Below are 26,218 nucleotides of genomic sequence, written 5' to 3' on the forward strand. Positions count from 1 at the left end.
ATGAAAATGAAAAAGCTGTTTTCAAGCAATGAGTTTTACGTAGCCTTGACCATTATCGGCCTTTCATTATTGATTGGCAGTGTCAATAAAGCTTTCTTTACGGCCGGCAACATGATCGATTTAGCCCGCGGCAGCATCGTCATGGCCATCTTCGCTTTGGGAACGCTGATGGTCATCATCTCCGGCGGGATCGATGTCTCCTTCCCGGCCATCGCCTCCTTCAGCATGTATGTTACGACCAAGGTCTTGACCAGCTGCAATTTTCAGGGGAGTGTCTGGGTGGCGTTCGCAATGGCCGGCGCGATCGGTCTGGTTCTGGGCCTCATCAATGCCACGTTCATCTCGTTTTTCAAACTGCCGACCTTGATTGTGACCCTGGGGACCGCCAGTATGTTCAGCGGTTTTATGCTGGCCTTCATTGGGGTGCGCGAATTAAGCATCCTGCCTCCCAGCATGGTGGATTTCTCCAAGCTGAATCTGTTTGAGATCACCTCCAAGGATCATTTCGTTTACGGATTGCCGGCCGCGGTTCTGATCGTCGTGGCCCTGGCGCTACTGGTCTGGTTTATCTTGAAATACACCATGATCGGCCGGGGCATCTACGCGCTCGGCGGAGACCGGGTCGCCGCCGAGCGGGCGGGCTTCAATATCCATGCGATTCTCTTTTTCATCTACAGTTTTGTCGGGTTTATCTCCGGCATCGCCGGTTTGGTCCACACCTCGCTGATGCGCAATTCCAATCCGGTGACCCTGATCGGAACCGAATTGACCGTCATTGCCGCAGTGGTGCTGGGCGGAGCCCGCATCTCCGGCGGACACGGCACGGTGCTCGGGAGTATCTTGGGCCTGCTTTTGGTGACGATCATGACCAATAGCCTGATCCTGCTGGGAGTCCCTTCGTATTGGCAGCGGGTGGTCATCGGACTGCTCATCGTCATCGGCACCGGCATCACCGCACAGAAACGCTCCCCGAAGCGGGCGGGCGCCGAATCGGGCTGTTGAAGAATTTCTGAGACGGAGGCTTCACATGTCTAGCAATGAAACCCGGATCGACCTAGCCAAGTTTTCCTTTTTGCGATATATGTCCCGGGACGGCAACCTGATGCGCCTGGTGTTGATCACCGCAGCCATCTTCGCGCTGATGAGCATCCTCAGTCCCGACCGTTTTCTGACCTTCGACAATTTTGACTCCATGGCCTATCAATTCCCGGAATTCGGCATTCTATCGCTGGCCATGATGATCACCATGCTGACTGGGGGAATTGACCTTTCGATCGTGGGCATCGCCAATCTTTCGGGAGTTTTCGCGGCTTTGATGATGTTGCACACCATCCCGGACGGGGCTTCCACCAGCCAGATCCTGACGGGCATCATGGCTGCGGTGCTCCTGGCGATGGCCACCGGGGCCGGCTGCGGCTTCATCAACGGGCTACTGATCGCGAAGATCAATATTCCGCCGATTCTGGCCACTTTGGGCACGATGCAGTTCTTTACCGGCATCGCCATCGTGGTCACCAAAGGCTATGCCATCTTCGGGCTGCCGGATCAATTCTCTTTCATCGGCAACGAAGCGATCGGGATCTTTCCGGTGCCCTTTCTGATCTTTGCTGCCTTCGCCTGGCTCTTTTCACTGCTGCTCAACAAGACCGGCTATGGCACCAAGCTGTATATGATGGGCACCAATGCCACAGCCGCCAAGTTTTCGGGGATCAACAACACGATGATGCTGGTGAAGACCTATATGCTCAGCGGTCTGGTGGCGGCCCTGGCCGGATTGGTCATCGTGGCCCGCACCAACTCCGCCAAGGCGGATTATGGCACCTCCTACACCCTGCAGGCGATCCTGATCGCCGTCATGGGCGGGGTCAATCCCAACGGCGGCTTCGGAACGATCGCCGGGATCGTGCTGGCCGTATTGACGTTGCAGTTTTTGTCCAGCGGTTTCAATATGTTGGGCTTCAGCAACTTCTTTAAGGATTTCATCTGGGGAGCGGTGCTTATCTTCATTATGGTGGTGAACTTCATCTTCAATAACCGCCGCGCCAAAAGGCGGAAATAAGCGGGCCGCGGGCTCAAGCGAAACGACAATGCCAAAACAACGCAAAGGAGAATGGACATGAGAAAGCTGATTAACGCGCCGGAGAATTTCGTCAACGAGATGTTGGAGGGGGTCTACGCCTCCCACCCCGAAAAGGTAACCTTCGTCAATAACGACCTCCGCTGTCTGGTACGGGCCCGAGTCAAACCGGGCAAAGTCGGAATCGCCACTGGCGGCGGTTCGGGCCATCTGCCGCTCTTCATGGGGTATGTGGGCGAGGGGATGCTGGACGGCTGCTCCATCGGCGGCGTCTTTCAATCGCCCAGCGCCGAACAGATGCTGGAAGTGACCAAAGCGATCAACGGCGGCGCCGGGGTGCTTTATATCTACGGCAACTACGGCGGGGATATCATGAATTTCGACATGGCCGCCGATATGGCCGACATGGAGGGGATCCGGGTCGAGCAGGTGGTGGCCGGGGAGGACGTCGCCTCCGCGCCCAAGGGCAGGGAAGAGAAACGGCGCGGCGTGGCCGGAATCTTTTACGTTTATAAGATCGCCGGCGCTTATGCCGAGGAGCTGGCCTCGCTCGACGAGGTGAAACGGGTCGCCGCCAAGGTTTGCGCCAATGTCCGGACCATGGGCGTCGCCCTTTCGGCCTGCACCATTCCGGAAGTAGGCAAACCGACCTTTGAGATTGGCGAGGGCGAGATGGAGATCGGCATGGGGATCCACGGCGAGCCCGGCATCCGCAAGGGCCCGTTGCAGGCTGCCGACCAGGTGGTCGAGGAGATGCTCCGGCCAATCCTGGCGGATCTGCCCTTTGTCCGGGGTGACGAGGTGTCGGTCCTGGTCAACGGTTTGGGAGCGACCCCCAAGGAGGAACTCTATGTGCTATACCGCCGGGTCAATCAGCTGCTGGCGGAGGCCGGAATCAAGGTCTATCATCCCTATATCGGCGAATACGCCACTTCCATGGAGATGGCCGGCGCTTCCATTACCTTGTTGCGGCTGGATGACGAATTGAAGCGGTTGCTGGGGAAACCGGCCAACACGCCGTTTTTCATTCAAGAACAATTATAAGCGGGGTAGAAGGATATGGACAAGAACGTGTTTACGGATCAGGATATCCGGGCCATCTTTGACGCCCTGGCCGGATTGATGAACGAAAAGAAGGAGTGGCTGATCGAGCTGGACGGGGCGATGGGCGACGGGGATCTCGGCCTCACCATGAGCACCGGCTTCAGCAAGGCGGCCGAGGCGTTGCACGGCTTTCCCGAGACCGATATCGGCAAGATCCTCGGCAAGGCCGGCATGGTCTTCGCCCAGGCCGTGCCGTCGACCATGGGCACGCTGATGGCCACGGGGCTGATGAAGGGCGGCAAGGTGATTCAGGGCAAACAGCAGATCGATCTGGCCGACTTCGCCGCCATGCTGAACGGCTTCGTCGAGGGCATCATGGCCCGGGGCAAGGCCAAACCGGGCGACAAGACGATCATCGATGCGCTCCATCCGGCCGTGCTGGCGCTGCAAGCGGCGGCGGAGGCCGGAAAGACGCTGGCGGAGGGCCTCCGGGCGGCCTACGAGGCGGCGGCCCAGGGTCTGGAAGCGACCAAACAAATGGTTTCGCAGCACGGCCGGGCAGCCTATTACCAGGAGAAGTCGCTCGGCAAGGCCGATCCCGGGGCCACGGTGGGAATGTTGTTCATGCAGGCTTTTGCCGACTATTGCCGGTAGCAAGCGCCAATATTACCAAAGGAGGGGATAACCATGCCCCATATCGAAGTTGAAGTGTTGGGAGCCAATTTTTCGGACTACGGCAGTTATTTGAATCCGGCCGATTGCGGTCCCGCATTGGGAGGCGACGCCGGAGCGGTGCGGTTTTACCCCGACCGGATGCTGGGCCTGTTCGAGCATTCCAATATGGCGGCGGTCAGCGTATTACGGCTCGAACCGCGCCAATGGGCGATCACCGCCTCGGAGATGCACCGACACACCGAGGAGATCATCGGCGGGTTCACCAGGGACGTGGTCTTTCACGTCGCCCCCGCCGGCGCAATGACGCCGGACCTGAGCCAAATGCGAGTCTTCCGCCTGCCGGCCGGCTGGTGGGTCCGGGTGAAACGCGGCGTCTGGCACGAGGCCCCGTTTGTCGTGGGAGCCGAGGCGACCGTGGGAACCGTGATCCTGCCGCCCGCCACCTACACCCATGACTGCCGGGTGGTCCGGCTGGCGGAGCCGGTGATGATCGAGCATCCATAATGATCTTTCCCCGGATTCATGAGATGAAAAGAGTTCAATGTTGGGCCATTCCCGGCCGCGTTACTTTTCTCATCTTCGATAGAGGAGGCGCATGGCATGAAAAAGATCGCGTTTTTGGGGCTGGGCACCATGGGGCAAGGCATGGCCGCCAACCTGTTGAAAGCGGGCTATCCGGTGACTGTCTGGAACCGGATGGCCGGGCGCTGCGCGCCGCTGGTGGCGCAAGGGGCGCGCCAGGCGGCCACTCCGGCCCAAGCGGCGACTGATGCGGATATCGTGATGTACTGTCTGAGCGATGATAAGGCAGTGATGGAACTGGTCTTTGAATCGGGCCTGCTGGAGGCGGTCCGGTCCGGCCAGATCGTGGTGGATCTCTCGACCGTTCATCCCGACTTGAGCCGCAGGGAAGCCGCGGCCTATGCCGAAAAGGGCGCCGAGTTTCTGGATGCGCCGGTTTTCGGCAGCAAGAACGAGGCCGCCCAAGCCGGACTGTGGATCGTAGTCGGCGGCAAACGGGAAGTGTACGAGGCGGTCAAACCGGCATTGGAAGCCATGAGCGAGACTACCCATTACATGGGCGGGAACGCCAAAGGGGCCGCCATGAAATTGGTCGGCAACCTGCTGGTCGCCTTTCAGCTGGAGGCCCTGGGCGAAGCGATGGTGCTGGCCACCAAGGCCGGACTGGATCCCCGGGATGTCCTGGGCGTCCTGCATGTCACCGATTTTAAGTCGCCGATCTTCGACGGCGTCGGCGACGCACTGGTGCGGCGCGATTTCAGCATGAACTTCGCCCTGAAACTGATGCTCAAGGACGCCCATCTGATCGCGCGCTTCGCCCAGGACTTGAATGCGCCGATCCCGGGGCTGGCGGTGATCCGCGAGACCATCAAGGGGGCGGTCAACCAGGGTTGGGGCGAGGAGAACGCCTCCGCGCTCATCAAGGCGCTGGAGCTGAACGCCGGCGTGACCGTCGGCGGGGAAGTCCGGTAGGCTGGCGCTGGATGTGGGCCGGCGAATAACATGGAATAGCCAATAACTACCTTATTGAAATGTAGAGGCGGGAGGATTCCCGCCTTTTTTGTCGGGAGTTAATTCCCAATCCGCCTTCAATGATCATTGAAAAACATAGGAAATTGTTATTGACAGCAGAGTATAGGTCCTATACAATATGAGCATGGTAAATAGTCAAGATACGCCAGCGTTGCGAATCAGCTACTCGCTTTTGCGAGTCATTTATAAATTTTTTGACATCGACCAAAAGACCCGTTATTACGGCACGGATCATCCCTTGTCGTATGTGGAGATTCATCTGATTTCAGCGATTCATCGAAATGAAGGCGTTCACGTCACGGGCCTGGCCGAGATTTTGGGAGTGACCAAAGGCGCCGTTTCTCAGGTGCTCATGAAACTTGAGACCAAGGGCTATGTCCTCAAAGAAAGGGATCCCCTGAATCAATCACGCTTTCTATTAAAGTTAACTCCCAAGGGAGAGACGGCTCACCGGCATCATATCGAATTTCATAATAAATTTGACGAGTTGGTCTGCCAAATATTGAAGGGTCAAACGGACGGGAATGTACAATTTTTAGAGGATTTTATCGAGGCTTTTGACCAAAAATTGGACTGTTGGGCGGAAATCGTGGATCCATAATTCTTTATAGGTAATGACATAATTTGAATCGTATGGTTTGCAAAAAAAACGGTGAAGCGTTCGTTCTCTTCTCGCAAATCATATACACGAAGGATTCATGCCGTTGTCCATGGGTAAAGTGTAAAGCGTCTATACAGATTGATACAGATGAAAGTGGTGGTCAGAAAATGAAGTGGCGATGTATTTTTAAAAACAAAAAAGTTAGCTTTGACTAACACGGAGGTGATTTTTTTAACGTTTGAATGTTAGTTTGTACTAACATTATAGCATTATTGTAACGGAGGCGAATGGAGTGAAAGAGAACAACTTCATGAAAGAGTTTAAGAAAAAAGGCAGGCTGTCAAGTGTCTTAACGTCTGTCAGCGTGATTGCGGGAATGATACCCATTTTCGTAGTGATGCTCATGGTTGGCTTCCTGTCCAAAGGAAACGTCGTGACCGGCTCCATCTGGGCGCTGGGAGCGCTGATCTGCCTGTGCCAGGCGGTTAAAGCAGTGTTTTATGCTTTGGCGATCTGGAAAGCCCATGACTCGGCCTACTCTTCATTGGCTGAAATCAGGCTGGCGCTGATTGAGCATTTGCGAAACATGACGCTTCGGTTTTTCCAAAAGCGAAAAACCGGCGACCTTGCCAATATCATCAATCATGACGTGGAGCGGGTGGAACTGTATCTGGCTCATACACTGCCTGAAGTGGTTATCACCAATGTTCTGCTTGCGGTGATATTCATCAGCGTGATGATCCTGGACTGGCGGCTGGGGCTGGCGATGATCTCCACGATACCGCTAGTGTTTTTGGCAATGTATATTTTCAATAAGCTCTGGACCCGTATGATTGAGAAATATCATCAGAGCGTTAAAACAATGTCTGAGGATCTGATGGAGTATATTGCGACCATTCCGGCGATCAAGGCTTTCAGCAAAGACGAGAAAAAAACCGAGCAGGTTTTGGACAGCCTGCATGCCTACATCGCCTGGGCCAAGAAAGCTACGATCGGTGAAGCAATTCCCATGAGTTTTATCATGATGCTCCTGGAAGGCGGCATGATCGTCCTGACCATCCTGGGCTCCATACTCTTACGCGGGAATCAGATTGACATGGTGAAATTCATATTGGCCGTCATTTTGGGAGGACAGTTCTCCGAGGCCTTTGCCAGGCTGATGTCCTTTGAGCATTCCAAGGCCGTTTTTAAAAACACCATGGCGACCATCGATTCCGTGATGGGCGTCGAGCCTGAGGAAGAGAATGAAAAATGCCGGGACTTGCCAGCGGGGGATATTGAATTTAAGAATATTCATTTCAGCTATGATGGGGAGAAAAAAGCGCTGGAGGATATTAATCTGGTCTTTCAAAAGAACACCGTCAACGCCATTGTCGGGCCTTCCGGCTCGGGCAAGAGCACCCTTGCCAATTTGCTGATGGGCTTCTGGAAGGCGGACGGCGGCAAAATCACCATCGGCGGAAAAAGCATTGACGCTATGCACGAGCGGGATTTATCGGCGCTGGTATCCATCGTGCAGCAGGAGGTATTTTTATTCAATACCTCCATCGCCGAAAATATCAGAATCGGGAAAAAGGACGCCGGCAGGGAGGAAGTCATCGAAGCTGCCAAGAAGGCGCAGATTCACGACATGATCATGAGCCTTCCCCGAGGCTATGAAACCGCCGTCGGGGAGGCGGGAGCCAGATTGTCGGGAGGAGAAAAACAAAGAATCTCCATTGCCCGCATGATCCTGAAAAATGCGCCGGTGGTCATTTTGGATGAAGCGACCGCCGCCATCGATCCCTATCATGAATATTTAATCCAAAAGGCCATCAGCAATTTGGGAAAGAACAAGACCCTGATCATCATCGCTCACCACTTGAATACCATCACCCATGCCGATCAGATCCTGGTGATGGAAGACGGGAGAATCAAGGCAAGAGGCAAACATGAAGAGCTGCTGAAATCCAGCCGGATGTATCAAGCTATGGTGAAGGCGCAGAATGAAGTGGACGGCTGGCAAATTAAGGAGGCAAAGGCGTTATGACCAAAGAGCTGTTGAGTAACATTGGCATTGGGGCCAAAGGAAAAGGGCTGCTGGGAATGGCCATTCTCACCACGGCCCTGGGGACACTTTGCAATGCCGGCATCATGATTGTCATCCTAAAAATGATGGAGCAGATCACCGGCGGCCGGGGGGATTTATCCCGCTACTGGTGGGCGCTGGCCGGTATAACGGTTTTTAGGATGCTTTTTAATAGCATATCCAGCATTGTCAGGCATTTTGCCGGCTTTGAGATTGTCGCCAAGATCAAAACGCAGATCATTTTACGGCTGAAACAGTTTACCCTGGGTTTTTACAGCAATGAAAGGATGGGGGAGATCAGCACGGTGATCCATAATGACGCGGACAATCTGGGGGGAATCGTGGGTCATTTGGGTTCGCGGATGATCAGTGATTTTCTGGTGGCCTTCATCATCGGTACAGGGCTGTTCCTTATCGACTGGCGGATGGGGCTGGCCATGGTTTCCCTGCTTCCTGCGGCCATCTGGATACTGGTTCGCGGCATCCAAAACAATCTGCAGTTAAAAAAGGCCAACCAGGCGAATTTGGCGGATATGGTCAGCCTGTTTGTCGAGTATACCAAAGGAATCCCTTTGTTGAAAGCGTTTACTGAAATCCCGGTTTTTAAGGATAGGCTGGAGGCCAGCGCGGTCAAATTCGGGGAGAGCAGTAAAAAAGAGGCCAAATCGGTTGCAAGCTATCTGGGAAAGTATTTTTTCCTGTTTGAACTTTGTTATGCCATTCTGGCGACCCTTGGAGCCTATTGGGTATTCGGGAACAACTTATCGCTGTTTGATTATCTGATCTTCATGATTTTCTGCCGAGAATTCTATCGGCCCTTTGCGGCGCTGGAGGGCCACTGGCTGAGCTATATGAGCGTCAAAGACAGCTATCAAAGGGTCGCGCGGATCCTGGATGCGCCGGTGGTGGAAAAGCCCGCAGCGCCTCAGGAGGCCAAACATTTTGATATCGCCTTTGACCGGGTCGGCTTTTCCTACGAAGCAGGCGAATTTGAACTGAAAAATGCCAGCTTCACTTTGGAACAGGGTACGCTGACCGCTTTGGTGGGGCCGTCCGGTTCGGGAAAGACCACCATTACGAATTTGATGTTACGATTCTGGGAACCGCAAAGCGGACGGATTCAAATTGGCGATGTGGACATCCGGCGGATGGATTACGACGAGCTGCTCGCCAATATCAGCATTGTCATGCAGAATGTCATCCTGTTTGCGGATACCATTTACGAAAATATCAAGATGGGGAATAAAAATGCGACCCGGGCCCAGGTCATGGAGGCGGCCCGCAAAGCCATGATCCATGATTTCATTATGAGCCTGCCGGACGGGTACGACACGCCGCTGGGAGAAAACGGCGTGGGGCTTTCCGGCGGACAGAAACAGCGGCTCTCCATTGCCCGGGCGTTTTTGAAAAACGCGCCCATTGTCATTCTGGACGAGATCACCAGCAATGTCGATCCCCTCAACGAGGTGAAGATCCAAAAGGCCATCAGCAATCTGGCGGCAGATCGGACGGTGCTGGTGATCGCCCATCATTTGCGGACCATCCAGAACGCAGATAAAATTATCGTTTTTAACCGGGGCGAAATTGTCGAAATGGGCAAACATCACCAATTGATGCAAAACAACGGGCTGTATCGGGAACTCTGGGATGCCCAGGAGCGGGCCAAGGAGTGGCGAATCTGCGGGTAGCCGGAAGAGCCGGAGCCGGGATGCAATCTTACCTTGGCGCATGGCGGAACGGGTTGCATCCATTATAAAAACAAATCGGGCGAAACCGGAGTTGGTTTCGCCCTGCTAGGCTTCGGTCCACCTTCCTCAAAGATTGGTCATGCATCTCCAAACCAGGTCCCTGCTTCCTCAAAACTCATGGAACATCACCAAAAATAGACCGAACCAAGCCAAGAGAACCTTAATAAAGATACTCAAACGCAACGCTTGATATGGAGATGCGGCTATGATAACGAACCGGTGGGGAGCTGAAAGAGCTCATTTTGCGAGTGACGGATCGCTTTGGGTGACTGAAAGAGCTCTTTCAGTCTTTCAGCAAGCTCATTTTGTGGATAAGAGAGCTCGCTCAGTCTTTCAGCAAGCTCATTTTGTGGATAAGCAAGCTTGTTTTGTGAATCAGCAAGCTCGTTTTGTGAATAAGTGAGCTCTCTCAGTCGTTCAGCAAGCTCGTTTTGTGGATAAGCAAGCTTGTTTTGTGAATGGGAGAGCTTGCTCAGTCGTTCAGCAAGCTCGTTTTGTGGATAAGCGATCTATTTTTGTGGATAAACGGATCCGTTTAACGTGGTTAATGGTTTTGGCTGTGGATAAGTCGGGAAAGTGCAGCTAAAATTGGGTTAAGTCAGGAGTAAGGCTTTGAACTGGGAAGAGGGGAGAAAAAAGGAGCTGGTCCCGGAGATGAGAGAAATCGTACGGCCTGGATGAGAGGATGGAGAAGCCGGGCGAAGACGTACCGCTCAAATCTCCATACTCTCGAGCCGGTACTTCCGAATGACGCCCCAGACCGGGTAGGCGATCAGGGTCAGGGCCGCGGCCAGCCCCAGGATCACGGCGGGGAAGACGGCAAAGCCGAGCCAGTCGGCGAACCTCCCCACCACGGGGACGATCAGAAAGCCTCCCAGGTCGGCGCAGACGGTGATCAGGGCGGCCACCTTGCCGGTGCTGCCGGGGAAACAGCCGGTCAGCGCGGCCATCATCGTCGGGAAGATGCCCGCCAGGGTCAGTCCGATGCCCGCGGTGGCCAGCGCCGTAACCCAGCCGACCGGCCAGAGATACCAGCAGAGCGAAAGCAGCAGCGTTCCGCAGGAAGCGGCAATGATATAGGCGGAAAAACCGACCCGGTCCACGACGCGGCCGCAGATCAGGCGGCCCGCCGTCAAAGCGGCCCAAAAAAGCGTGGCCATCCATTGCGGGGAGAAGGGGCCGCGCGGCGCCAGCTGGCTCCAGAAGGCGGTGATCCACCCGCCCATCGAGACTTCCAGTCCGACATAGAAAAAGGTGAAAAGTCCCGCTGACCACAGAAAGCCATCGCGGTACGGCGAGCTTTCCGGCGCCGTGGCCGCCCGCTCTCCGGGGGCGGTCTTTACGTTCAGCAAGGCCAGAAGGACCAGGAAAGGCAGCACCGTAAGCAGGCCGAAGCCCGCGCGCCAGCTGCCGAAGACCTGTAGGCAGAACGCGGCCAGCAGCGGGGCGAGGATCGAACCGGCCCCGAAGAAGAAATGCAGGAAATTCATGGCCCTGCCTTTGCCGCCGGCCGTGGAATCGGCGCATAGCGCATTGATGCCCACGTTATAAATGGCCAGGCCCGCTCCTAACAAGGCATTCCAGACCAGCAGCAGGGGGTAGTCCGCCGCCAGCGCGCAGCCGGCGGCGCCGGCCAGGATCAGCAGGCCGCCGGCCAGCAGAAAGAGCTTCTTCCCAAAGCGGTCCGCCAGCGGCCCGCCGCTCAATTCGGCGATCAGGGAGCCGAAAAACTGCGCCGCCAAAAAGATGCCGGCCTGGCTGTAATTGATACCCAGATCGGCGGCGACGGCCGGCAGCAGGGGCCCGAGAACTCCGGATCCCAGGCCGATGGCTGTAAAACCGCAGTATTGAATGAACAAGAGCCGTTTTTTCATGGGAACCTCCGGGACCGGATTTCAATATTGTCTCTGATTATAGACGCTAAAGCGCCCAAAATCCATTCAATAAATTATTTATTCTTTCAAAATCTTGCGCTATAATGGTTGGGGTGAGCAACCGATGCATGGTGATGTAAAAGAGGCTCCGGTAACCCTCGGGGAACTGGCGCCGCGCGTCCTGACAAGTTCCATTTTCACGCAGGGAATGACGTTTCCGGCGGGGCAGCGCTTTAACGGGCGTTACGTCTGCGACTATGAGCTGGAGTACTTCACCGACAGCGCCGGCGCGATGATCCTCGAGGAGCGCCTGTATCCGCTCCGCAAGGGCGACATCGCCTTCCGCCAACCCGGCCAGTTTACCCAGGGGATCTTGCCGTACAATTGTTACCTGGTCAGCTTCGACCTGGTCGGGAATACCGCCAAAAACCCCGAAACCTACAATTTTTGCACCGAGACGCAATTTCAGGTCCATTACCGCCACCCTTTGCTGGAGGCGATCCCGCCGGTGTTTCACCCGCCGGACGGCGAGGGCTACGCCAAGCTTTTCGACGGCATCTTCCGCGAGTTTGTCAATCAGAACCAATACTCGCTGCTGCTGTTGCGTTCTTTGGTATTGCAGGTCCTCTACCAGTTGGCCCGGGACGCGCAGGATCCCTTCGCCGGTTCCGGCCTGCGCTGGCCGGCGCATCGCGATACGCTCAAGAAGGCCATCGATTATATGCAACAGAACTATGCCCGGAAGATCGGCCTCCGGGAACTGGCGGAACAGGCCGGAATGAGCCCCAGCTACTTTCACAGGCTCTTTTCGGAGCTGATGGGCTCGACCCCCAATGAATACCTGATCCGCCTGCGGTTGGGCAAGGCCAAGGAACTGCTGCTCCAGACCCACCTGGCCGTATATGAGATCGCCTTGCAATGCGGTTTCGAGAATATTCCCTACTTCAGCTTTCTCTTTAAAAAGCAGGTGGGGGTCTCGCCCGGTCAGTTCCGCGGGAGCTACAGCTATCTCCGCTCCGGATCGCCCCGGGAGAAGCGCGGCGGAATTGACAGCCCGCTTGGGATATGATAAATTTACAATAGCTCATGCGCATGAGCTTCGGAACGAGGTGCCGTTTTGATCAATAAAAAACTGGATTTGCCGCGTTTTCTCCAACTGTACCAGTTGCTGAAGGCGGAGATCATTTCCGGAAAATATGCTTGTTACGAACCCATCCCTTCCCAGCAGCAGTTGATCGATGCCTATCAGGTGAGCCTGATCACGGTCCGCCGGGCCATTGAGAAATTGTCGGCCGAAGGCTATATCCTGCGCCGCCAGGGGAAGGGGTGTTTTGTCGCTCCGGCCACCGACTGGCAGATCAACCGTTCCCAGGTACTGCAGATCGGGGTGATCGTCTCCTCCATCGCCAACTCCTTTTTTCCCGAGATTATTGAGGGCATGGAGCAGTATCTGCATACGGTCAACGCCCAGCTGACCATCTCCCATTCCCAGTGGCAGGCCGCGCACGAGCGCAGCCATATCAACAGCTTTTTGCGGAATGGCTGTCACGGCCTGTTGATCTCGCCGTCCCAGGACTGCCAGGCCTATCGCAAGCTGCAAGAGGAAGGGGTCCCGTTTGTCTTTTTCAACCATTACTTTCCCGACGCCGGCTTTCCCTATGTGATCACCGACGACCGGAACGGCGTCAAAGCGGCCATCGATCACCTGATCGCCAGGGGTCACCGCCGGATCGGCGCGGTCATCGGGGGTTCGGGCAAGGCCACCGCCCTGGACCGCCTGGCCGGGCTGCGGGATAGTTTCGCAGCCGCCGGCCTGGAATGGAAGGATTCCTGGCTTAGCTGGCAAAAGAACTTTACCTACGATGAAGGGGTCGAGGGGGCGCGGGAATTGTTCGCCCGGGAACCGGCCCTGACGGCCATTTTTTGCTCTTCGGAACTGTTGGCCACCGGAACCGCGGCCTACCTTTTGAACCGGGGCTACCGCATTCCGGAACAGATGTCGCTGGTGGCTTTCGGTGATTCGGACACTTCCCGTTTCTTCAAGATTCCGTTGACTACCATCGCCCAGCCGACCACGGAAATGGGCGCGACTGCGGCCCGCTTGTTGGTCGAGGCCGTTCAAGACCGGCCGGTTGACGCCGATCAGATCGTGCTGCCGTGCCGGCTGATCATCCGCGAGTCCACGGCGCAGGCGCGGAATGCCTGAAGGCCCGGGTGCCACTTGAAGGATGGAAATGTTGCTTTGGAAGATTGAATCATTTAAGTATAGGGAAAAATCTAAATTTGGGGAGGAGCGCTCGTGATGATTGGCAAGGGTTATGAGCAAGGAACGATGACGGACGGGGAAGCCCGGGGGATTATGGCCGAAGCCTTGAACCGGCTGGATCTGGACGGCAAAAAAGTGCTGATGATCATCCCGGATACCACCCGGACCGCGCCGATGCCTTTGATTTACAAGGCCGTCTATGAGACGATCGGCGCCAAAGTGGCCCAGCTGGACGTGATGGTGGCCCTGGGGACCCATCCCGCCATGCCGGAAGAGAAGATCATGTCCTGGGTCGGGATTACCCCGGAGGAGCACCGGTCGGCGTATCCGAAGACCCGCTTCTTCAATCACGCCTGGAACGATCCGGACGCGCTGGCGGTGGCGGGAACGGTCCCCGCGGCCGAGATGGCCGAGATCACCGGCGGCCTGATGGCCGAGGATGTCCCGGTCACCATCAATAAAAAGATCTATGAATACGATCGCCTGTTGATCACCGGACCGGTCGTCCCCCACGAGGTGGTGGGGATCTCCGGCGGCAACAAGTATCTCTTCCCGGGCATCTCCGGCCAGGAGATTATCGACTTTTTCCATTGGCTCGGCGCCCTGATCACGATCCCCAAGATCATCGGCGTCAAGGATACGCCGGTCCGCCGGGTCCTGAACCGGGCGGCCCAGTTCCTGACGGTGCCGCGGAGCGCCTTCTGTTTCGTCATCCATGAACATCAGCTGAAGGGCTTCTTCACCGGCACGCCCGAGGAGGCCTGGTCGGCGGCGGCCGATCTCTCCGACAAGCTGCATATCGTCTATAAGAACCGGCGGTACCAAAGTGTGCTGGGGCTGGCGCCGCCCAAATTCGACGACCTCTGGACCGGCGGCAAGGTCTCCTATAAGCTCCAGGACATCGTGGCGGACGGCGGCGAGCTGATCATCTACGCGCCGAATATTGACGAAGTCTCTTACGTGCACGGCCACTGGATCGATCAGATCGGGTATCATTGCCGGGACTACTATTACCGGCGGATGGAGCAATTCGCCCAGATCCCCCGGGGGATTCTGGCTCATTCCACTCACGTCAAGGGCGCCGGCACTTTCGAGAACGGGGTGGAGCAGCCGCGGATCAATGTGATTCTGGCCACCGGCATTCCCGAGGAACGCTGCCGCCGCATCAACCTGGGCTACCGGGATTACCGGACGATCAATCCCCAAGAATGGGCCGGCCGGGAGGACGAAGGCTATCTGCTGGTTCCGGAGGCGGGCGATCTGCTCTTCCGGTATGCGGGGAAAAAATAAGCGGAGTGACGATTCAGTCCAAGGTTGAAAGTCCAAGGGGAAAGTCGAAAGTCGAAAGTCCAAGGTCGAAAGTCGAAGGGTGAAAGTTGAAAGTAGAAAGTCAAAGGGTAAAGTCTAGGGTTGAAAGTCCAAGGTCGAAAGTCCGAGGCCGAAGGTCAAAAGTCAGCCATAAAATGGATCTGCTTTCGCTTTTGTGGCGATCACCCGCCTTCGACCGGGTTTCTCACTGCCTGCGTAGGACATTCGACTTCCAACGACTTTCGACTTGTGACTTTCGACTTCCAACGACTTTCGACTTGTGACTTTCGACTTCCAACGACTTTCGACTTGTGACTTTCGACTTCCAACGACTTTCGACTTGTGACTTTCGACTTCCAACGACTTTCGACTTGTGACGTGACTTTCGACTTCCAACGACTTTCGACTTGTGACTTTCGACTTCCAACGACTTTCGACTTGTGACTTTCGACTTCCAACGACTTTCGACTTGTGGCTTTCGACTTCCAACGACTTTCGACTTGTGGCTTTCGACTCCTAACTTTCGACTTGTGACTTTCGACTTTTGACTTTTCACACTGAATCGTTCCCAATCAGGAAGAAACGTTATCAATTAAAACGGGTGATCATCGATGGAATATACCCCCGAGGTTTTACGCAATTTTCAACCGAGGCACAGTTTCTTTATCGGACTGGATTCCGACGGTTGCGTCTTTGATACGATGGAGATCAAGCAGAAAGAGTGTTTCTGCCCCAACAACATCCGGTACTGGCGCTTGCAGCCGGTTGCCAAGTATGCCCGGGAAGCCACCGAGTTCGTCAGCCTCTATTCCCGGTGGCGGGGGAGTAACCGTTTTCCGGCGCTGGTCCGGGTGATGGATCTCCTGGCGGAGCGGGCCGAGGTCCGGGAGCGCGGCTTTGCGGTGCCCCGCCTTCCCAAGCTGCGCGAATGGATCGCCTCGGGAGCGCCGCTGAGCAACGCCAGCCTCCAGCAATGGGTCGAGCGGACCGGCGATCCCGAGCTCCGCCTGGTGCTGGAGTGGAGCGAGGCCGTTAACCGGGCGGTGGCGGAGATCGTCTTCGGCATCCCGCCGTTCCCCTATGTGAAAGAGAGCATCGCCAAACTGCTCCCCAAAGCCGATCTGCTTTGCGTCTCGCAGACCCCCGGCGCTGTCGTGGCCCGCGAATGGGCCGAGCATGGGATCCTGGAAGCCGCGGCGCTCATCGCCGGCCAGGAACTGGGGACCAAAAAAGAGCACCTGCGGCTGGCCGCGACGGGCAAGTACCCGGCCGACCACATCCTGATGGTCGGCGACGCTTTGGGCGATCTGGAAGCGGCCCAAGCCAACGGCGTGCTCTTTTACCCCATCAATCCCGGCGGGGAGGCCGAATCATGGCGGCGCTTCCATGACGAAGTCCTGGAGCTTTTTTGGAGCGGCCAATATGCCGGAGCGTACCAGGCGGAACGGATCGCCGAATTCCGGTCGTTGCTGCCCGAAACTCCGCCCTGGCAGCGGTAAAACTGCAAACGAACGCAGACCCCTTTTCGAGGGGTCTTTTTTTCTGCCGGTTCAAGATATTGCGGAAGACCGCGCCGCGTCCGGCTCCAGGCAGGCGGGCAGATAGACGGCGAAGAGTGTCCCCCGTCCCGGCTTGGAGTCGACCGTGATACAGCCTTCGTGACGGGCGATGATGGAGTAGGCGGTGGCCAGCCCCAAGCCGTTGCCCGATTGCCGGGTGGTGAAGAAGGGATCGAAGATATGGGGCAGATGTTCGGGCGCGATGCCACAGCCGTGATCCTCGACCACCAGCTTGACGTAGCTGCCTTTGCGAAGCGGCGGCGCCGGCTCGCCCTCCCGGAGCAGGACATTTTCGGTCTGAATCCGGATCAGGCCGCCATCGGGCATGGCTTGGGCGGCATTGATCAGCAAGTTATGGACCACCTGCCCGATCTGTCCTTCGTCGGCTTCCACCGGCCAAAGGCCGGCGGCATTGAGGAATTGGTACTGGACATTCTGGTCTTTCAGTGCGAATTCGGCGGCGTGGGCGATGACCCGGCCCAGATCGATCCGGTGTTTGATGGGGGTGCCGCCTTTGGAAAAGGTGAGCAACTGCTTGGTGAGGCGGGCGGCGTTTTTGATGGATTCCTCCATTCCGTCCAGATACTTTCCGATATCCTTGCCCTTCTCCAAAAGGAGCTTGGCGAGTTGAACGTTGCCGAGCAGCACCGCCAGGATATTGTGGAAATCGTGGGCCATGCCCCCGGCCAGGATGCCCAGGGATTTCAATTTCTGATTCTTCAGGAATTCCTCGGCCATCTTTTGCTGCACGGTAATGTCGCGAAACACGTAAACCTGGCCGGTGATCTCCTCCCGGTGGTCGCGGATGGCCGCGCCACTGGCGGCGATGAACCGTTTATGCTGATCGCGCGAGGTGAGGACCAGGGCGGGCGGAGTCTCCGGATGGCGGCCGATTCCCGGGACCGGTTCCGCTTCGGCCGCGGCGGTCCGGTAGACCTCGGGGAGCGGGCGGCCGAGAGCTTCCGCCTGGGTCCAGCCGGTCAGCTCCTCGGCGACCTTGTTCAGCAGGCAGACCCGGCCGGCATTGTCGGTGGCGATGACTCCCTCGCCCAGGGACTTGAGGGTGATGTCCAGCCGTTCCTTCTCGGCGGCCAAAGCGGCTTCGCTCTGTTTCAGCTCTTGGTAGGGGGCGAGCAGGCCGATCCGGACGACGACATGATAATAGAAGGTCAGCGCCATGAGGCGACAGAGGTGAATGACCACCAGGACCGGAGCGGAGTGGCTGAAAAGGACGGCGATCGCCGGGACATAGCTTACGTTGGCCAGGGTCAACATGGTCAGGCTGGCCTTGTCAAAATGGCGGCGCTGCCGGAACAGCATCAGCAGCGAGCCGGCGGTGAGCAGGAGAAAAATGAGAATCCCCAGGACCCAAGCAACCGGACGATAGCCGGGATCGCCCGCCAAGCGCGTCAACAGCGGGGCCAGGCTCAGCATGGCCAGGACCATTCCGGCCAGGACCCCGAAGTAAAGCGGGTACGAAAACTCCCGTTCGAACAGCAGGGGAGCGATGAGCAACGAACCGCTCCAGACGTAGGAAAGGGTGAGAAAGAGTTGCGCATGGGAAGCAACGAAGAGGCCGGAGGGAAGCAGCCGGAAATCCAGGAGCAGCTGAACCAGGCTGAGCACCCCGCTGAATAAAAAAGCCACCCCCAAAAAGAGCAGGTAGGGATTTTTCATGAACCGTCTGACGTTCCAAGTGATTGAGAAGATGGAAAAGGCCAAAAAAATGCCGTAAACTTCCGCCAGCAGATGGAAGAGGGAATAGCGGTAAAGGCTGCACCCCACGAGAAGCAGCAGCACCAGCCCCATCATGCTCAGGCCCGGCTCCCGGCCATTCGGGGAAATCGCGTTGTTTTTCAATGGACTGACCTCGTTTTCATTTTGAAGCGGCCCGGATAGGCGGGCCGCGTTCGTTTTTACGCCGACGGTCCGTTGCCTGGCGGCTTTTGGAAACGGAAACCGTCATTTGTTATTGTACCAAAAATATGCTGTTTTGTAACGGGACTCCCATCTCATTCCCGAGGGATCTTCGGCCAGTCGCCGGTCCCGGCCGGATTCAGCCGGCAAAGACTTGTCTAAAACAGGCCCCGGGCGAATAAATTTTAGATAAGTTGCATGGTGGGGTGAGGAGCGGTGGGCAGACGAATCCGGATCGGGGTCAAACTCTGGCTGGTCGCGGTGGCGCTCTGGGGAGCGGGGCCGGATATCTCCCAAGTTACGGCGCGGAGCAGGTCTCCGGCGCTCCGGTCGTCACGCTGGCGGCGCTTGGGGATATCGTCATGCACCGGCCGGTGATCGAATCCGGGTACGACCCGGCCGGTCATTCTTTTGATTTCCGGCCGCTCTTCGGGGAGCTCCGGCCCATCCTGCGCCAGGCCGACATCAGCGTGGCGGTGGTGGAGACCCCGCTCTCCGGCCCGGAACGGCCTTACAGCGGCTATCCCCGGTTCAATAGCCCCTACGCCATTGCCGACGCCGTGCAATGGGCCGGCGTCAGCCTGGTCTTTACCGCGCACAACCACGCGCTGGATCAGGGGAGTTCCGGTCTGCGGAAGACCCTCGCCTATTACGACCGGATCGGGTTGCGCCATGCCGGCAGCCGCAGCAGCCCGGAGCAAAAACGGTACGTGATCCTCGACTGCCGCGGCATCCGGCTGGCGTTTCTGGCCTATACCTCCTCCACCAACGGCATCGCCACGCCGCCGGGGCAGGAATGGCTGATCAACCGGGTCGATCTGGCGCGGATCGCAGCCGATATCGCCGCGGCCAAGCGGGAGGGGGCCGACGGCATCGTGCTGGCGCTCCATGCCGGGGTCGAGTACCGGCGGTTTCCCGGCCCGGCCCAGCAACGGTTGTGCCAGCGCCTGGTCGAGCTGGGAGTGGATATTCTGCTGGGAAGCCACGTCCATGTGATTCAACCGCTGGGATGGCGGGAGGTGGCCGGTCCGGACGGCCGCCGCCGCACCGCTTTCATCGCCTACTCCCTGGGCAATCTGCTCTCCAATCAGCGTTGGCGCTATACGGACTGCGGCCTGATGGTCACGCTGAAATTGCGCAAGGATCCCGACCGGCCCCAGGGGATCCGGATCCTCGCGGCCGATCCAACTCCGCTCTGGGTGGAACGGAGCTTCCGGGACGGCCGCTACCGGTACCTCATTCACCCGCTGGCCGGGCCGGAGGCCGCCGCGGAACCGGCCCTGAGCCCAAAAAACCGCCCACGGCTGCGGGAAGTATGGTATGATACAGAGGAATTGTTAAATGGCTGGCCGGTCTATCAAACGGACCAGCCGTAACCGGGAGGGGAATCGTGGAACTGGATCCGATCGGGGGCGGGCCGGCGCCGATCATCGTCGACGCCGACGCCGCGCCGCGCGAGTGTTTGCGGATTATTGACGAATTGGCGGCCGAATTCGGACGGGAAGTGATCACGGTGGCCTCCATCCATCACCGGATCGACCGGCCCAACCACCGGGTGGTCGGGGATGAGCCCCAAGCCACCGACCTGGCGGTGATCAACCTGACCCGGCCGGGAACGATCGTGGTGACTCAGGATCAGGGCCTGGCAGCCCTGGTCCTGGCCAAAGGGGCCGCGGCCATCGCGCCGCACGGCGAGATCTTCCGGGACGACCGCATGGACGCGATGCTGGAAGAGCGCAATATCCTGGCGCGCTGGCGGCGAAGCGGCGGCCGGACCAAGGGGCCGTCCCCCCGTTCGAAAGCGGATAATCTCCGCTTCGCCGCCAACCTCCGAAGCTTGTTGGAACCGCAGTGAACTGCCCGTGCCGGGCGGTTTTTTTTATTCGGTTTTTTCCGCGGCGGCCGCGGATTAATTTCGTTTTCCGAAAGATATAATAATCCCGAATGAAAGACCGCAGGATGGGAGAAACGGGGACAAGGGCGAGATTCAAAAAAATCAGAGGGGGCATCGGCATGAAACAAAACGGCTGGGGCGAGCTTGGCGAGCAGATCAAACGGAGCTTCGCGGCGGAGCCGCGATTGGCGGGGTATGGCTTGAAGGCCAGAGTCTACGGGGATGGGATGGTTCAGATTCAGGGCATCGTGGACGTGCTGGATGAGAAGGATCAGGCGGAGGAGTTGGTCCGCAAACTGCCGGGGGTCACCGGCGTCGCGAACGACATCACTGTCTGCACCGACGGGGCGGTCGACGACGAGGATGTGGCCTTCGAAGTCAGCGAGGAGTTGCGGGCCGATCCCCAGATCCCCGATTCGGTGGGTTTCAAGGTCAGCGGCGGCGAAGTGGATCTGGTGGGCAGCGTGGCCAGCAAGAGCGAGATGGACCGGGCGCTGGAGACTGCCGCCAAGGCGCGGGGGGTGCGCGAGGTGCGGAGCCGGCTGAAACTGGCGGAGGAGGTGGATGACGCCACCATCACCAACAATGTCCAGGCGGCGTTCATGGCCGAGCCCGAGCTTCCGGCGGGCCGGGTCCGGGCGCTGACCCGGGACGGCGTGGTCACGCTCTGGGGCAATGTCGGGCAGGACCAGGTGGAGCTGGCCATGACGGTGGCGGCCGGCGTCCCCGGGGTACGCAAGGTGAATAACGGCTTCCACAAAAGCCTGGTGGAGGTGGATGACCGGATCGTGACCCGGATGATGGACCGGATCGCGGCCAATCCCTACCTCAACGAACAGCCCATCGCCATCGGCGTGGCGGACGGGAAGATCCATCTGTCCGGAAAACTGGATACCGTGGAGGGGAAACGGGACATCGACGAGCTGATCGGAGCGATCCTGGACGAGTTTCACCTGCCGGGAGCGGCCATCGATAATAAGCTGCGGCTGGAGCCGGATGAGAAGTGAGAAGTGAGATGTGGGAAAGGGACGTGAAGTTGAATTGATCAATCCATTCCCGCTTCTCCCTTCCCATTCAGGAACTCTTCGGCCAGCCGCAGCAGGATATCCCGTTCGTTGCGGTCCGGCTCCTCCCAGACCGCTTCCTGCAAGGCGCCGAGGACCCGGCCGATCAAGGGGCCGGGCTTCAGCCCGAAACGGCTCATCAGATCGTGGCCGGTCACCGCCAGGCGCCGTTCCTCCTTGACGGCCGGTTCCTCCAGGATCTCCAGGATCCGGCCGGCCATCTGCCGCCAGTACTCCCAAACCTGGGGATCGATCCGGCCGGTGGCCACGATATCGGCCCGCCGCAGTTCCAGCAGGTTGCGCACCTGTTCCGGGCCGACCTTGGCGATCAGACGGCGGATGGCGGCGTCGCCGGTCTGCGGCTGCACCAGGAACATATGCCAGCGGATGAGCTTGGTGACGGTCTCCACCGTCCGGCCCGGGTAACGCAGCCGTTCCAGGATGGCCGCGGTCATTTCCGCTCCGCGCTGATCGTGGCCGTAAAAATGAACGCCGCTCTCATTCTCGAAGCGGGTGGCCGGCTTGGCGATGTCGTGCAGCAGGGCGGCCAGCCTCAATTCCAACTGGGGCTGGATGGTATCGGTGGCGCGGAGCAGGTGTTCCCAGAGGGTATGCCGGTGGTAGCGGCCCTGCTCCAGATCGGTATCCTCCAGTTCCGGCAGGAACAGCGCCAGCAGGCCGCTGCGCCGCAGGCCGACCAGACCGGGCCGGACCCGCGCTCCCAAGAGCAGCTTGCTGAATTCGTCGCGGATCCGTTCCAGGCTGACCGGCTTGGCCCATTCGGGGCGGATGGCGGCGGCGGTCCGCCGTTCCGGATGGAGTTCCAGGGTTGCCAGGAAGCGGTAGAAACGGAACATCCGCAAGCCGTCCTCGCGGAAACGGACCGACGGGTCGCCCACCGCCCGCAACAGGCGCCTTCGCAAGTCGGCATAACCCCCGCTGGGATCGACCATCTCGGAGCTGGCGAAGTCGTAGGCCAGCGCATTGATGGTGAAGTCCCGCCGCAGCAGGTCCTGGGCGATCTCCGTCCCGAACCGGATGGCGTCGGGCCGGCGGCCGTCGCTGTAGCCGAGATCCTCGCGGAACGTGGTGATTTCGAGACTCCCCCCCTCCGCCAGGACGGTGATGGTGCCGTAAGCCTTGCCCGTGGGGACGGTATGGCAAAAGATGGCTTCGACCCGGTCGGGCCGGGCGTCGGTGGCCAGATCCCAGTCCTGGGGGGCTCCGCCCCAGAGCAGGTCGCGGACAGCGCCGCCGACCAGGTAAGCCTGGTGCCCGGCAGCCAGCAGCGTCGCGGCCGCGGCGCGGACCCACCCGGGAATGGCCTGAAAATTGAGGGCCTCGGTCGTGTTCAAGGCGAAACGGGCCTTGGGGGCGGACATGGCAAACACCCTTTCTGCAATCGAATCCGGCGCGGCTTGGCGCCGCCTGCTTCATGCTGCACGTCAAGGATTTGGCGATCGGTAACCGGACTGTGACATCACGGATCGTTCCATCTTTGGGAATGAGCAAGCGGCCTATCGACTCACCCCCTGAGCTTCGCTCTGCCGGCAGCAGCTTTAGGAAACTTCCCCTCTCTCTTTTCCGAAAAAATTATTCCAGAATAAGGAAACGTCACTTGATGATATTGACCGCCGCCGCGAATCAGAACCAATGCTTCCGCTTGAAGTACCAGAGCAGCCCGGCGACGGTGCCGGCCATCACCAGCCATAGGAAGAGCAGTCCGTGCGGCCAGGCCAGCTCGGGGAAGTGCCGGAAATTCATGCCGTAGTAGCCGACGATCAGGGTCAGCGGCAGGATGATGGTGGAGACGACGGTCAGGGTCATCATCACCTCGTTCATCCGGTTGGAGAGAGCCGACAGGTAGATCTCCTGGGCTCCGGCCAGGATGTCGCGCTGGGTCTCGCAAAGCTCATGGACGCGAATGACCTGGTCGTAGAGGAGGCTCATGAAGGGCAGGGCCTCCAGATCGACGAAGGGGTTCTCGCGCCGTGACAGGAGCGCCAGGGCCTCGCGCATCGGAGCCAGGGCCTTGCGCATGGCGATCAGCTTCCGCTTCAGCGCAAAGAGCTCGGTGAGGAGTTCCCGGTCGGGCTTGGGGAAGATCCGGTCCTCCAGCGCCTCGGTACGGTCGGCGACCTCGTCCAGCACCTTGAAGCCCTGACTGATCAGGGGCGCGGCCAGATGATAGCAGAGGATGTCCGATCCCTGGCTGAAGAAACGGGCCGGCGGATCGGGCGGCAGCTCCCGGAGCGCCTCCAGCGGCCCGGCATGCACAGTGATCAGGAAATTGGCGCCGATCAGGAAATGGCAGCCCCGCAGTTCGACGGCGCCCTCCGCGTCCCAGTGGATCTCCTGGAGCAGCAGGTGCAGATAATCCTGGTATTCATCGAGAAAGGCGCGGGGCTGGGGCGTGAAGAGCCGCTCGATGGTCAGGGGATGAAACAGTTTCAGCCCCGTCAGGACCGGCCGGATCTCCGCCTCGCCGCCCGCCAGATCCAGCCAGAGAACCGTGGCGGAATCGCCCAGCATCCCCGCAAATTCCGCATCGGGCAGCCGGGTTACGCCCGAGTGCTCCCGCCAAGCCAAGAACATCGCCATCACCTCGCCAAAGATCTTCCATGTCGGCTGCCAAAAACCTGCTTGGGATCCCCGCCCATCCGATCATTTGTTTTCCCCCGCGCACGCTGGAAGACAATATTTATACCGTAGTATATCCGGGTTTAACCCCCGGTTAATCCGGGATTAATTCGCACCGGCTATGATCAGGTAAAATTTGAAATTCAAAGGCGCCGGACGGCGCGGAAGGCTACGGGAACGGTGAGCCGCGCCGGAAAGAGGAGTATTATGCCGCATAAGATTTTAGTCACCGCGCACGCGGGTTGCATGAAGACCGCCATGGACAGTCTGGAATCGGTGTACGCCGGGGTCGCGGCCGGCGCCGATGTCATTGAGGTGGATGTGCGCTTTGCGGAGGGAGAAATCCCGGTCCTGAGCCACGATCCGCTGGAGCCGGGGCAAGACCGGCGGCCGGTCCGGCTGGCCGAGGTCCTCGAGTATGTGGAGGGCCAGCGGGGAACGGTTCTCAACCTGGATCTGAAGGAGACCTACGGACTGCCGTCCCTGATGGAGCTGTTGCGGCGGACCGGCATGGCGGAGCGGGTCTTTTTCACCGGCTTAGAACCCAGGGCCGTCCCCGAGGTGCAACGGGCCGCGCCCGGCATTCCCTATCTCGTCGATTACCAGCCCGAGCCGTGGCTGAGCGCCAACCCCAGCTACTTGAAGATCCTGGCCGTCATGGTCAAAGAGCTGGGGGCGCTCGGGCTCAATCCTTCGTATCAATATGTGACCGAACCGCTGGTGGACACCTTTCACGCCGCCGGCCTGAAGGTCTATGTCTGGACAGTAAACCGGCTGGTCACCATGAACGGGCTGATCCGGCTGGGAGTGGACTCGATCACCACCAAGCGGGTGGATCTCCTGGTTCAGGCATTGCGCGAAGCGGGCTGCGGGGGTGAAGTCGATGCGCTGGCTTGATTGGAAAGGCTTCTATCACGCATTGGGCAGGAAGCGGTTCGGCGAATGGCTGATCTTCACCGCGTTTCTGCTGTTTTTCTTCGGCCCCCTGGTGAACCTGACCATGCTGGCCTTTTCCCAGGACTACCTGTACCCGAAGTTCTTCCCTTCGGCCCTGTCCCTGAAATGGTGGCAGTTCGTCCTCTCGCAGCAGAACCTGGCGGGAGCGATGATCCTCTCCTTCATCGTGGCCATCGTCACCACGCTGGCCTCGGCGTTGATCTGTCTGCCGGCGGCCTACGCTTTCGCCCGGATCGACTTTCCGCTGCGGCGCTTCTGCTACGCCTCGTTTTTACTGACCAACGCCTTTCCGAAGATGGGCTTGTACGTCACCATCGGCATGCTTTTTTACAAGCTCAATCTGATGGGCTCCTTTCCGGGAGTGATCATCATTCACCTGATCAATACCATGATGTATATGACGTGGATCCCGGCGGGGGCGTTCTCCAGCGTCCACCGGCAGCAGGAAGAGGCGGCCCGGGACGTGGGGGCCTCGCCCTGGCAGACATTCCGCCATGTGACCCTGCCCCTGGCGATGCCGGGAATCATGGTGGCGGCGATTTTCACCTTTCTGACCTCGCTGGAGGAGGCGCAAGGCACCCTGCTGGTGGGGGTCCCCAACGTGAAAACCATTCCGGTGGTGATGTATTCGGTGATCTTCGATTACCCCGCCATGGCGGGCGCGGTGTTCTCAATCATCCTGGTGATCCCGACAGTGATCCTGCTGCTGTTGATGCGGAAGTCGGCGGGCGGCAAGTCCCTGGCCCAAGGGTTGAAAGGCTTCAACTAAAGCGTTGTGATAAACCCTGTCCCAAAGGTCAGGGTGGACACAAAAGCTCAGGGAAGCAAGGGATAAAGTCGATTTTGAACCTTTTACAAGCTGACTTCCGATTCGAAAGACTTTATCACCTGGCTTCCAAAGATCAAGGTTTGTTAGAAGCGTTGTGATAAACCCTGTCCGAAGGCCAGGGTGAACACAAAAGCTCAGAAAAG

General features: G+C 58.4%; 22 protein-coding genes. 18 read left to right on the top strand and 4 right to left on the bottom strand.

Translation table 11 applies throughout. From position 1 onward, the window contains the following. The 9 genes from EDC14_RS06420 (at position 1) to EDC14_RS06460 (ending at position 9,707) form a co-directional block, all read left to right on the top strand. Positions 1–1,002 carry an ABC transporter permease gene (locus EDC14_RS06420; RefSeq protein ID WP_243662829.1) on the top strand — a complete coding sequence of 334 codons (1,002 nt, stop codon included), beginning with the start codon at positions 1–3 and terminating at the stop codon, positions 1,000–1,002. 25 nt (positions 1,003–1,027) lie between these two features. Further along, positions 1,028–2,059, top strand: coding sequence for an ABC transporter permease (locus tag EDC14_RS06425; RefSeq protein WP_243662830.1), 1,032 nt, complete (start codon positions 1,028–1,030; stop codon positions 2,057–2,059). A 57-nt stretch (positions 2,060–2,116) separates the two neighbouring features. Further along, a complete protein-coding gene (locus EDC14_RS06430) occupies positions 2,117–3,121 on the top strand; it encodes a dihydroxyacetone kinase subunit DhaK (protein WP_132013436.1) in 1,005 nt (334 codons plus the stop codon). Between the two features lie 15 nt (positions 3,122–3,136). Next, positions 3,137–3,775 (top strand): dihydroxyacetone kinase subunit DhaL, encoded by a 639-nt coding sequence (dhaL, locus tag EDC14_RS06435; RefSeq protein ID WP_132013437.1) that lies wholly within the window; start codon positions 3,137–3,139, stop codon positions 3,773–3,775. A 33-nt stretch (positions 3,776–3,808) separates the two neighbouring features. Further along, positions 3,809–4,300 carry an ureidoglycolate lyase gene (locus EDC14_RS06440; RefSeq protein WP_132013438.1) on the top strand — a complete coding sequence of 164 codons (492 nt, stop codon included), beginning with the start codon at positions 3,809–3,811 and terminating at the stop codon, positions 4,298–4,300. 96 nt (positions 4,301–4,396) lie between these two features. Continuing rightward, positions 4,397–5,290: an NAD(P)-dependent oxidoreductase gene (locus EDC14_RS06445; protein ID WP_132013439.1), complete on the top strand. Its 894-nt coding sequence runs from the start codon at positions 4,397–4,399 to the stop codon at positions 5,288–5,290. 178 nt (positions 5,291–5,468) lie between these two features. Further along, a complete protein-coding gene (locus EDC14_RS06450) occupies positions 5,469–5,951 on the top strand; it encodes a MarR family winged helix-turn-helix transcriptional regulator (RefSeq protein ID WP_132013440.1) in 483 nt (160 codons plus the stop codon). A 292-nt stretch (positions 5,952–6,243) separates the two neighbouring features. Beyond that, complete coding sequence (locus tag EDC14_RS06455) at positions 6,244–7,980, top strand: ABC transporter ATP-binding protein (protein ID WP_132013441.1); 1,737 nt, start codon at positions 6,244–6,246, stop codon at positions 7,978–7,980. Continuing rightward, entirely contained in the window at positions 7,977–9,707 is a 1,731-nt protein-coding gene (locus EDC14_RS06460; protein ID WP_132013442.1) for an ABC transporter ATP-binding protein, read from the top strand. Before EDC14_RS06455 ends, EDC14_RS06460 begins: the two co-directional genes overlap by 4 nt. A 773-nt stretch (positions 9,708–10,480) precedes the next feature. On the opposite strand, the gene EDC14_RS06465 is transcribed toward EDC14_RS06460, so the two are convergent. Continuing rightward, positions 10,481–11,641: an MFS transporter gene (locus EDC14_RS06465; protein WP_132013443.1), complete on the bottom strand. Its 1,161-nt coding sequence runs from the start codon at positions 11,639–11,641 to the stop codon at positions 10,481–10,483. 124 nt (positions 11,642–11,765) lie between these two features. Between EDC14_RS06465 and EDC14_RS06470 the strand changes: the two genes are divergently transcribed. From EDC14_RS06470 to EDC14_RS06485, 4 genes are all read left to right on the top strand, one after another. Further along, entirely contained in the window at positions 11,766–12,710 is a 945-nt protein-coding gene (locus EDC14_RS06470) for a helix-turn-helix domain-containing protein (RefSeq protein WP_132013444.1), read from the top strand. A gap of 48 nt (positions 12,711–12,758) precedes the next feature. Further along, a complete protein-coding gene (locus tag EDC14_RS06475; protein ID WP_132013445.1) occupies positions 12,759–13,847 on the top strand; it encodes a GntR family transcriptional regulator in 1,089 nt (362 codons plus the stop codon). A 96-nt stretch (positions 13,848–13,943) separates the two neighbouring features. Continuing rightward, positions 13,944–15,197: a lactate racemase domain-containing protein gene (locus EDC14_RS06480; RefSeq protein WP_132013504.1), complete on the top strand. Its 1,254-nt coding sequence runs from the start codon at positions 13,944–13,946 to the stop codon at positions 15,195–15,197. A 629-nt stretch (positions 15,198–15,826) separates the two neighbouring features. Then, positions 15,827–16,714, top strand: a complete 888-nt coding sequence (locus EDC14_RS06485; RefSeq protein ID WP_132013446.1) for an HAD family hydrolase — start codon at positions 15,827–15,829, stop codon at positions 16,712–16,714. Between the two features lie 51 nt (positions 16,715–16,765). On the opposite strand, the gene EDC14_RS06490 is transcribed toward EDC14_RS06485, so the two are convergent. After that, positions 16,766–18,634: an ATP-binding protein gene (locus EDC14_RS06490; RefSeq protein ID WP_132013447.1), complete on the bottom strand. Its 1,869-nt coding sequence runs from the start codon at positions 18,632–18,634 to the stop codon at positions 16,766–16,768. A gap of 263 nt (positions 18,635–18,897) precedes the next feature. Here EDC14_RS06490 and EDC14_RS06495 point away from each other — a divergent pair, with 263 nt between their 5' ends. The 3 genes from EDC14_RS06495 to EDC14_RS06505 all read left to right on the top strand — a co-directional run bounded on the left by EDC14_RS06495 (position 18,898) and on the right by EDC14_RS06505 (position 21,592). After that, entirely contained in the window at positions 18,898–20,067 is a 1,170-nt protein-coding gene (locus EDC14_RS06495; RefSeq protein ID WP_132013448.1) for a CapA family protein, read from the top strand. Positions 20,068–20,081: 14 nt separating this feature from the next. Then, a complete protein-coding gene (locus tag EDC14_RS06500) occupies positions 20,082–20,546 on the top strand; it encodes a YaiI/YqxD family protein (protein ID WP_243662831.1) in 465 nt (154 codons plus the stop codon). Positions 20,547–20,704: 158 nt separating this feature from the next. Beyond that, a complete protein-coding gene (locus EDC14_RS06505; protein ID WP_165907840.1) occupies positions 20,705–21,592 on the top strand; it encodes a BON domain-containing protein in 888 nt (295 codons plus the stop codon). Positions 21,593–21,630: 38 nt separating this feature from the next. Here the strand turns inward: EDC14_RS06505 and EDC14_RS06510 are convergent, their stop codons facing one another. Together EDC14_RS06510 and corA are read right to left on the bottom strand one after the other, a co-directional pair. Beyond that, on the bottom strand, positions 21,631–23,031 hold the full coding sequence (locus EDC14_RS06510) for a CCA tRNA nucleotidyltransferase (protein ID WP_132013450.1): 1,401 nt from the start codon (positions 23,029–23,031) through the stop codon (positions 21,631–21,633). A gap of 262 nt (positions 23,032–23,293) precedes the next feature. Continuing rightward, a complete protein-coding gene (corA, locus tag EDC14_RS06515) occupies positions 23,294–24,244 on the bottom strand; it encodes a magnesium/cobalt transporter CorA (protein ID WP_165907841.1) in 951 nt (316 codons plus the stop codon). Between the two features lie 252 nt (positions 24,245–24,496). Here corA and EDC14_RS06520 point away from each other — a divergent pair, with 252 nt between their 5' ends. Together EDC14_RS06520 and EDC14_RS06525 are read left to right on the top strand one after the other, a co-directional pair. Beyond that, positions 24,497–25,186, top strand: a complete 690-nt coding sequence (locus tag EDC14_RS06520) for a glycerophosphodiester phosphodiesterase (RefSeq protein ID WP_132013452.1) — start codon at positions 24,497–24,499, stop codon at positions 25,184–25,186. Further along, on the top strand, positions 25,173–26,015 hold the full coding sequence (locus EDC14_RS06525) for an ABC transporter permease (RefSeq protein ID WP_132013453.1): 843 nt from the start codon (positions 25,173–25,175) through the stop codon (positions 26,013–26,015). Before EDC14_RS06520 ends, EDC14_RS06525 begins: the two co-directional genes overlap by 14 nt. The last annotated feature ends 203 nt before the right edge of the window (positions 26,016–26,218 follow it).

The sequence above is a fragment of the Hydrogenispora ethanolica genome (genome assembly GCF_004340685.1).
Lineage (GTDB): Bacteria > Bacillota > UBA4882 > UBA8346 > UBA8346 > Hydrogenispora > Hydrogenispora ethanolica.

What these genes read in the sequence shown, in the direction of transcription:
- EDC14_RS06425 (WP_243662830.1), top strand. Translation starts at nt 1,028, where the DNA reads ATGTCTAGCAATGAAACCCGGATCGACCTAGCCAAGTTTTCCTTTTTG.
- EDC14_RS06470 (WP_132013444.1), top strand. Translation starts at nt 11,766, where the DNA reads ATGCATGGTGATGTAAAAGAGGCTCCGGTAACCCTCGGGGAACTGGCG.
- dhaL (WP_132013437.1), top strand. Translation starts at nt 3,137, where the DNA reads ATGGACAAGAACGTGTTTACGGATCAGGATATCCGGGCCATCTTTGAC.
- corA (WP_165907841.1), bottom strand. Translation starts at nt 24,244, where the DNA reads ATGTTCTTGGCTTGGCGGGAGCACTCGGGCGTAACCCGGCTGCCCGAT.
- EDC14_RS06460 (WP_132013442.1), top strand. Translation starts at nt 7,977, where the DNA reads ATGACCAAAGAGCTGTTGAGTAACATTGGCATTGGGGCCAAAGGAAAA.
- EDC14_RS06430 (WP_132013436.1), top strand. Translation starts at nt 2,117, where the DNA reads ATGAGAAAGCTGATTAACGCGCCGGAGAATTTCGTCAACGAGATGTTG.
- EDC14_RS06420 (WP_243662829.1), top strand. Translation starts at nt 1, where the DNA reads ATGAAAATGAAAAAGCTGTTTTCAAGCAATGAGTTTTACGTAGCCTTG.
- EDC14_RS06510 (WP_132013450.1), bottom strand. Translation starts at nt 23,031, where the DNA reads ATGTCCGCCCCCAAGGCCCGTTTCGCCTTGAACACGACCGAGGCCCTC.
- EDC14_RS06525 (WP_132013453.1), top strand. Translation starts at nt 25,173, where the DNA reads ATGCGCTGGCTTGATTGGAAAGGCTTCTATCACGCATTGGGCAGGAAG.
- EDC14_RS06505 (WP_165907840.1), top strand. Translation starts at nt 20,705, where the DNA reads ATGAAACAAAACGGCTGGGGCGAGCTTGGCGAGCAGATCAAACGGAGC.
- EDC14_RS06480 (WP_132013504.1), top strand. Translation starts at nt 13,944, where the DNA reads ATGATTGGCAAGGGTTATGAGCAAGGAACGATGACGGACGGGGAAGCC.
- EDC14_RS06520 (WP_132013452.1), top strand. Translation starts at nt 24,497, where the DNA reads ATGCCGCATAAGATTTTAGTCACCGCGCACGCGGGTTGCATGAAGACC.
- EDC14_RS06450 (WP_132013440.1), top strand. Translation starts at nt 5,469, where the DNA reads ATGAGCATGGTAAATAGTCAAGATACGCCAGCGTTGCGAATCAGCTAC.
- EDC14_RS06465 (WP_132013443.1), bottom strand. Translation starts at nt 11,641, where the DNA reads ATGAAAAAACGGCTCTTGTTCATTCAATACTGCGGTTTTACAGCCATC.
- EDC14_RS06440 (WP_132013438.1), top strand. Translation starts at nt 3,809, where the DNA reads ATGCCCCATATCGAAGTTGAAGTGTTGGGAGCCAATTTTTCGGACTAC.
- EDC14_RS06485 (WP_132013446.1), top strand. Translation starts at nt 15,827, where the DNA reads ATGGAATATACCCCCGAGGTTTTACGCAATTTTCAACCGAGGCACAGT.
- EDC14_RS06445 (WP_132013439.1), top strand. Translation starts at nt 4,397, where the DNA reads ATGAAAAAGATCGCGTTTTTGGGGCTGGGCACCATGGGGCAAGGCATG.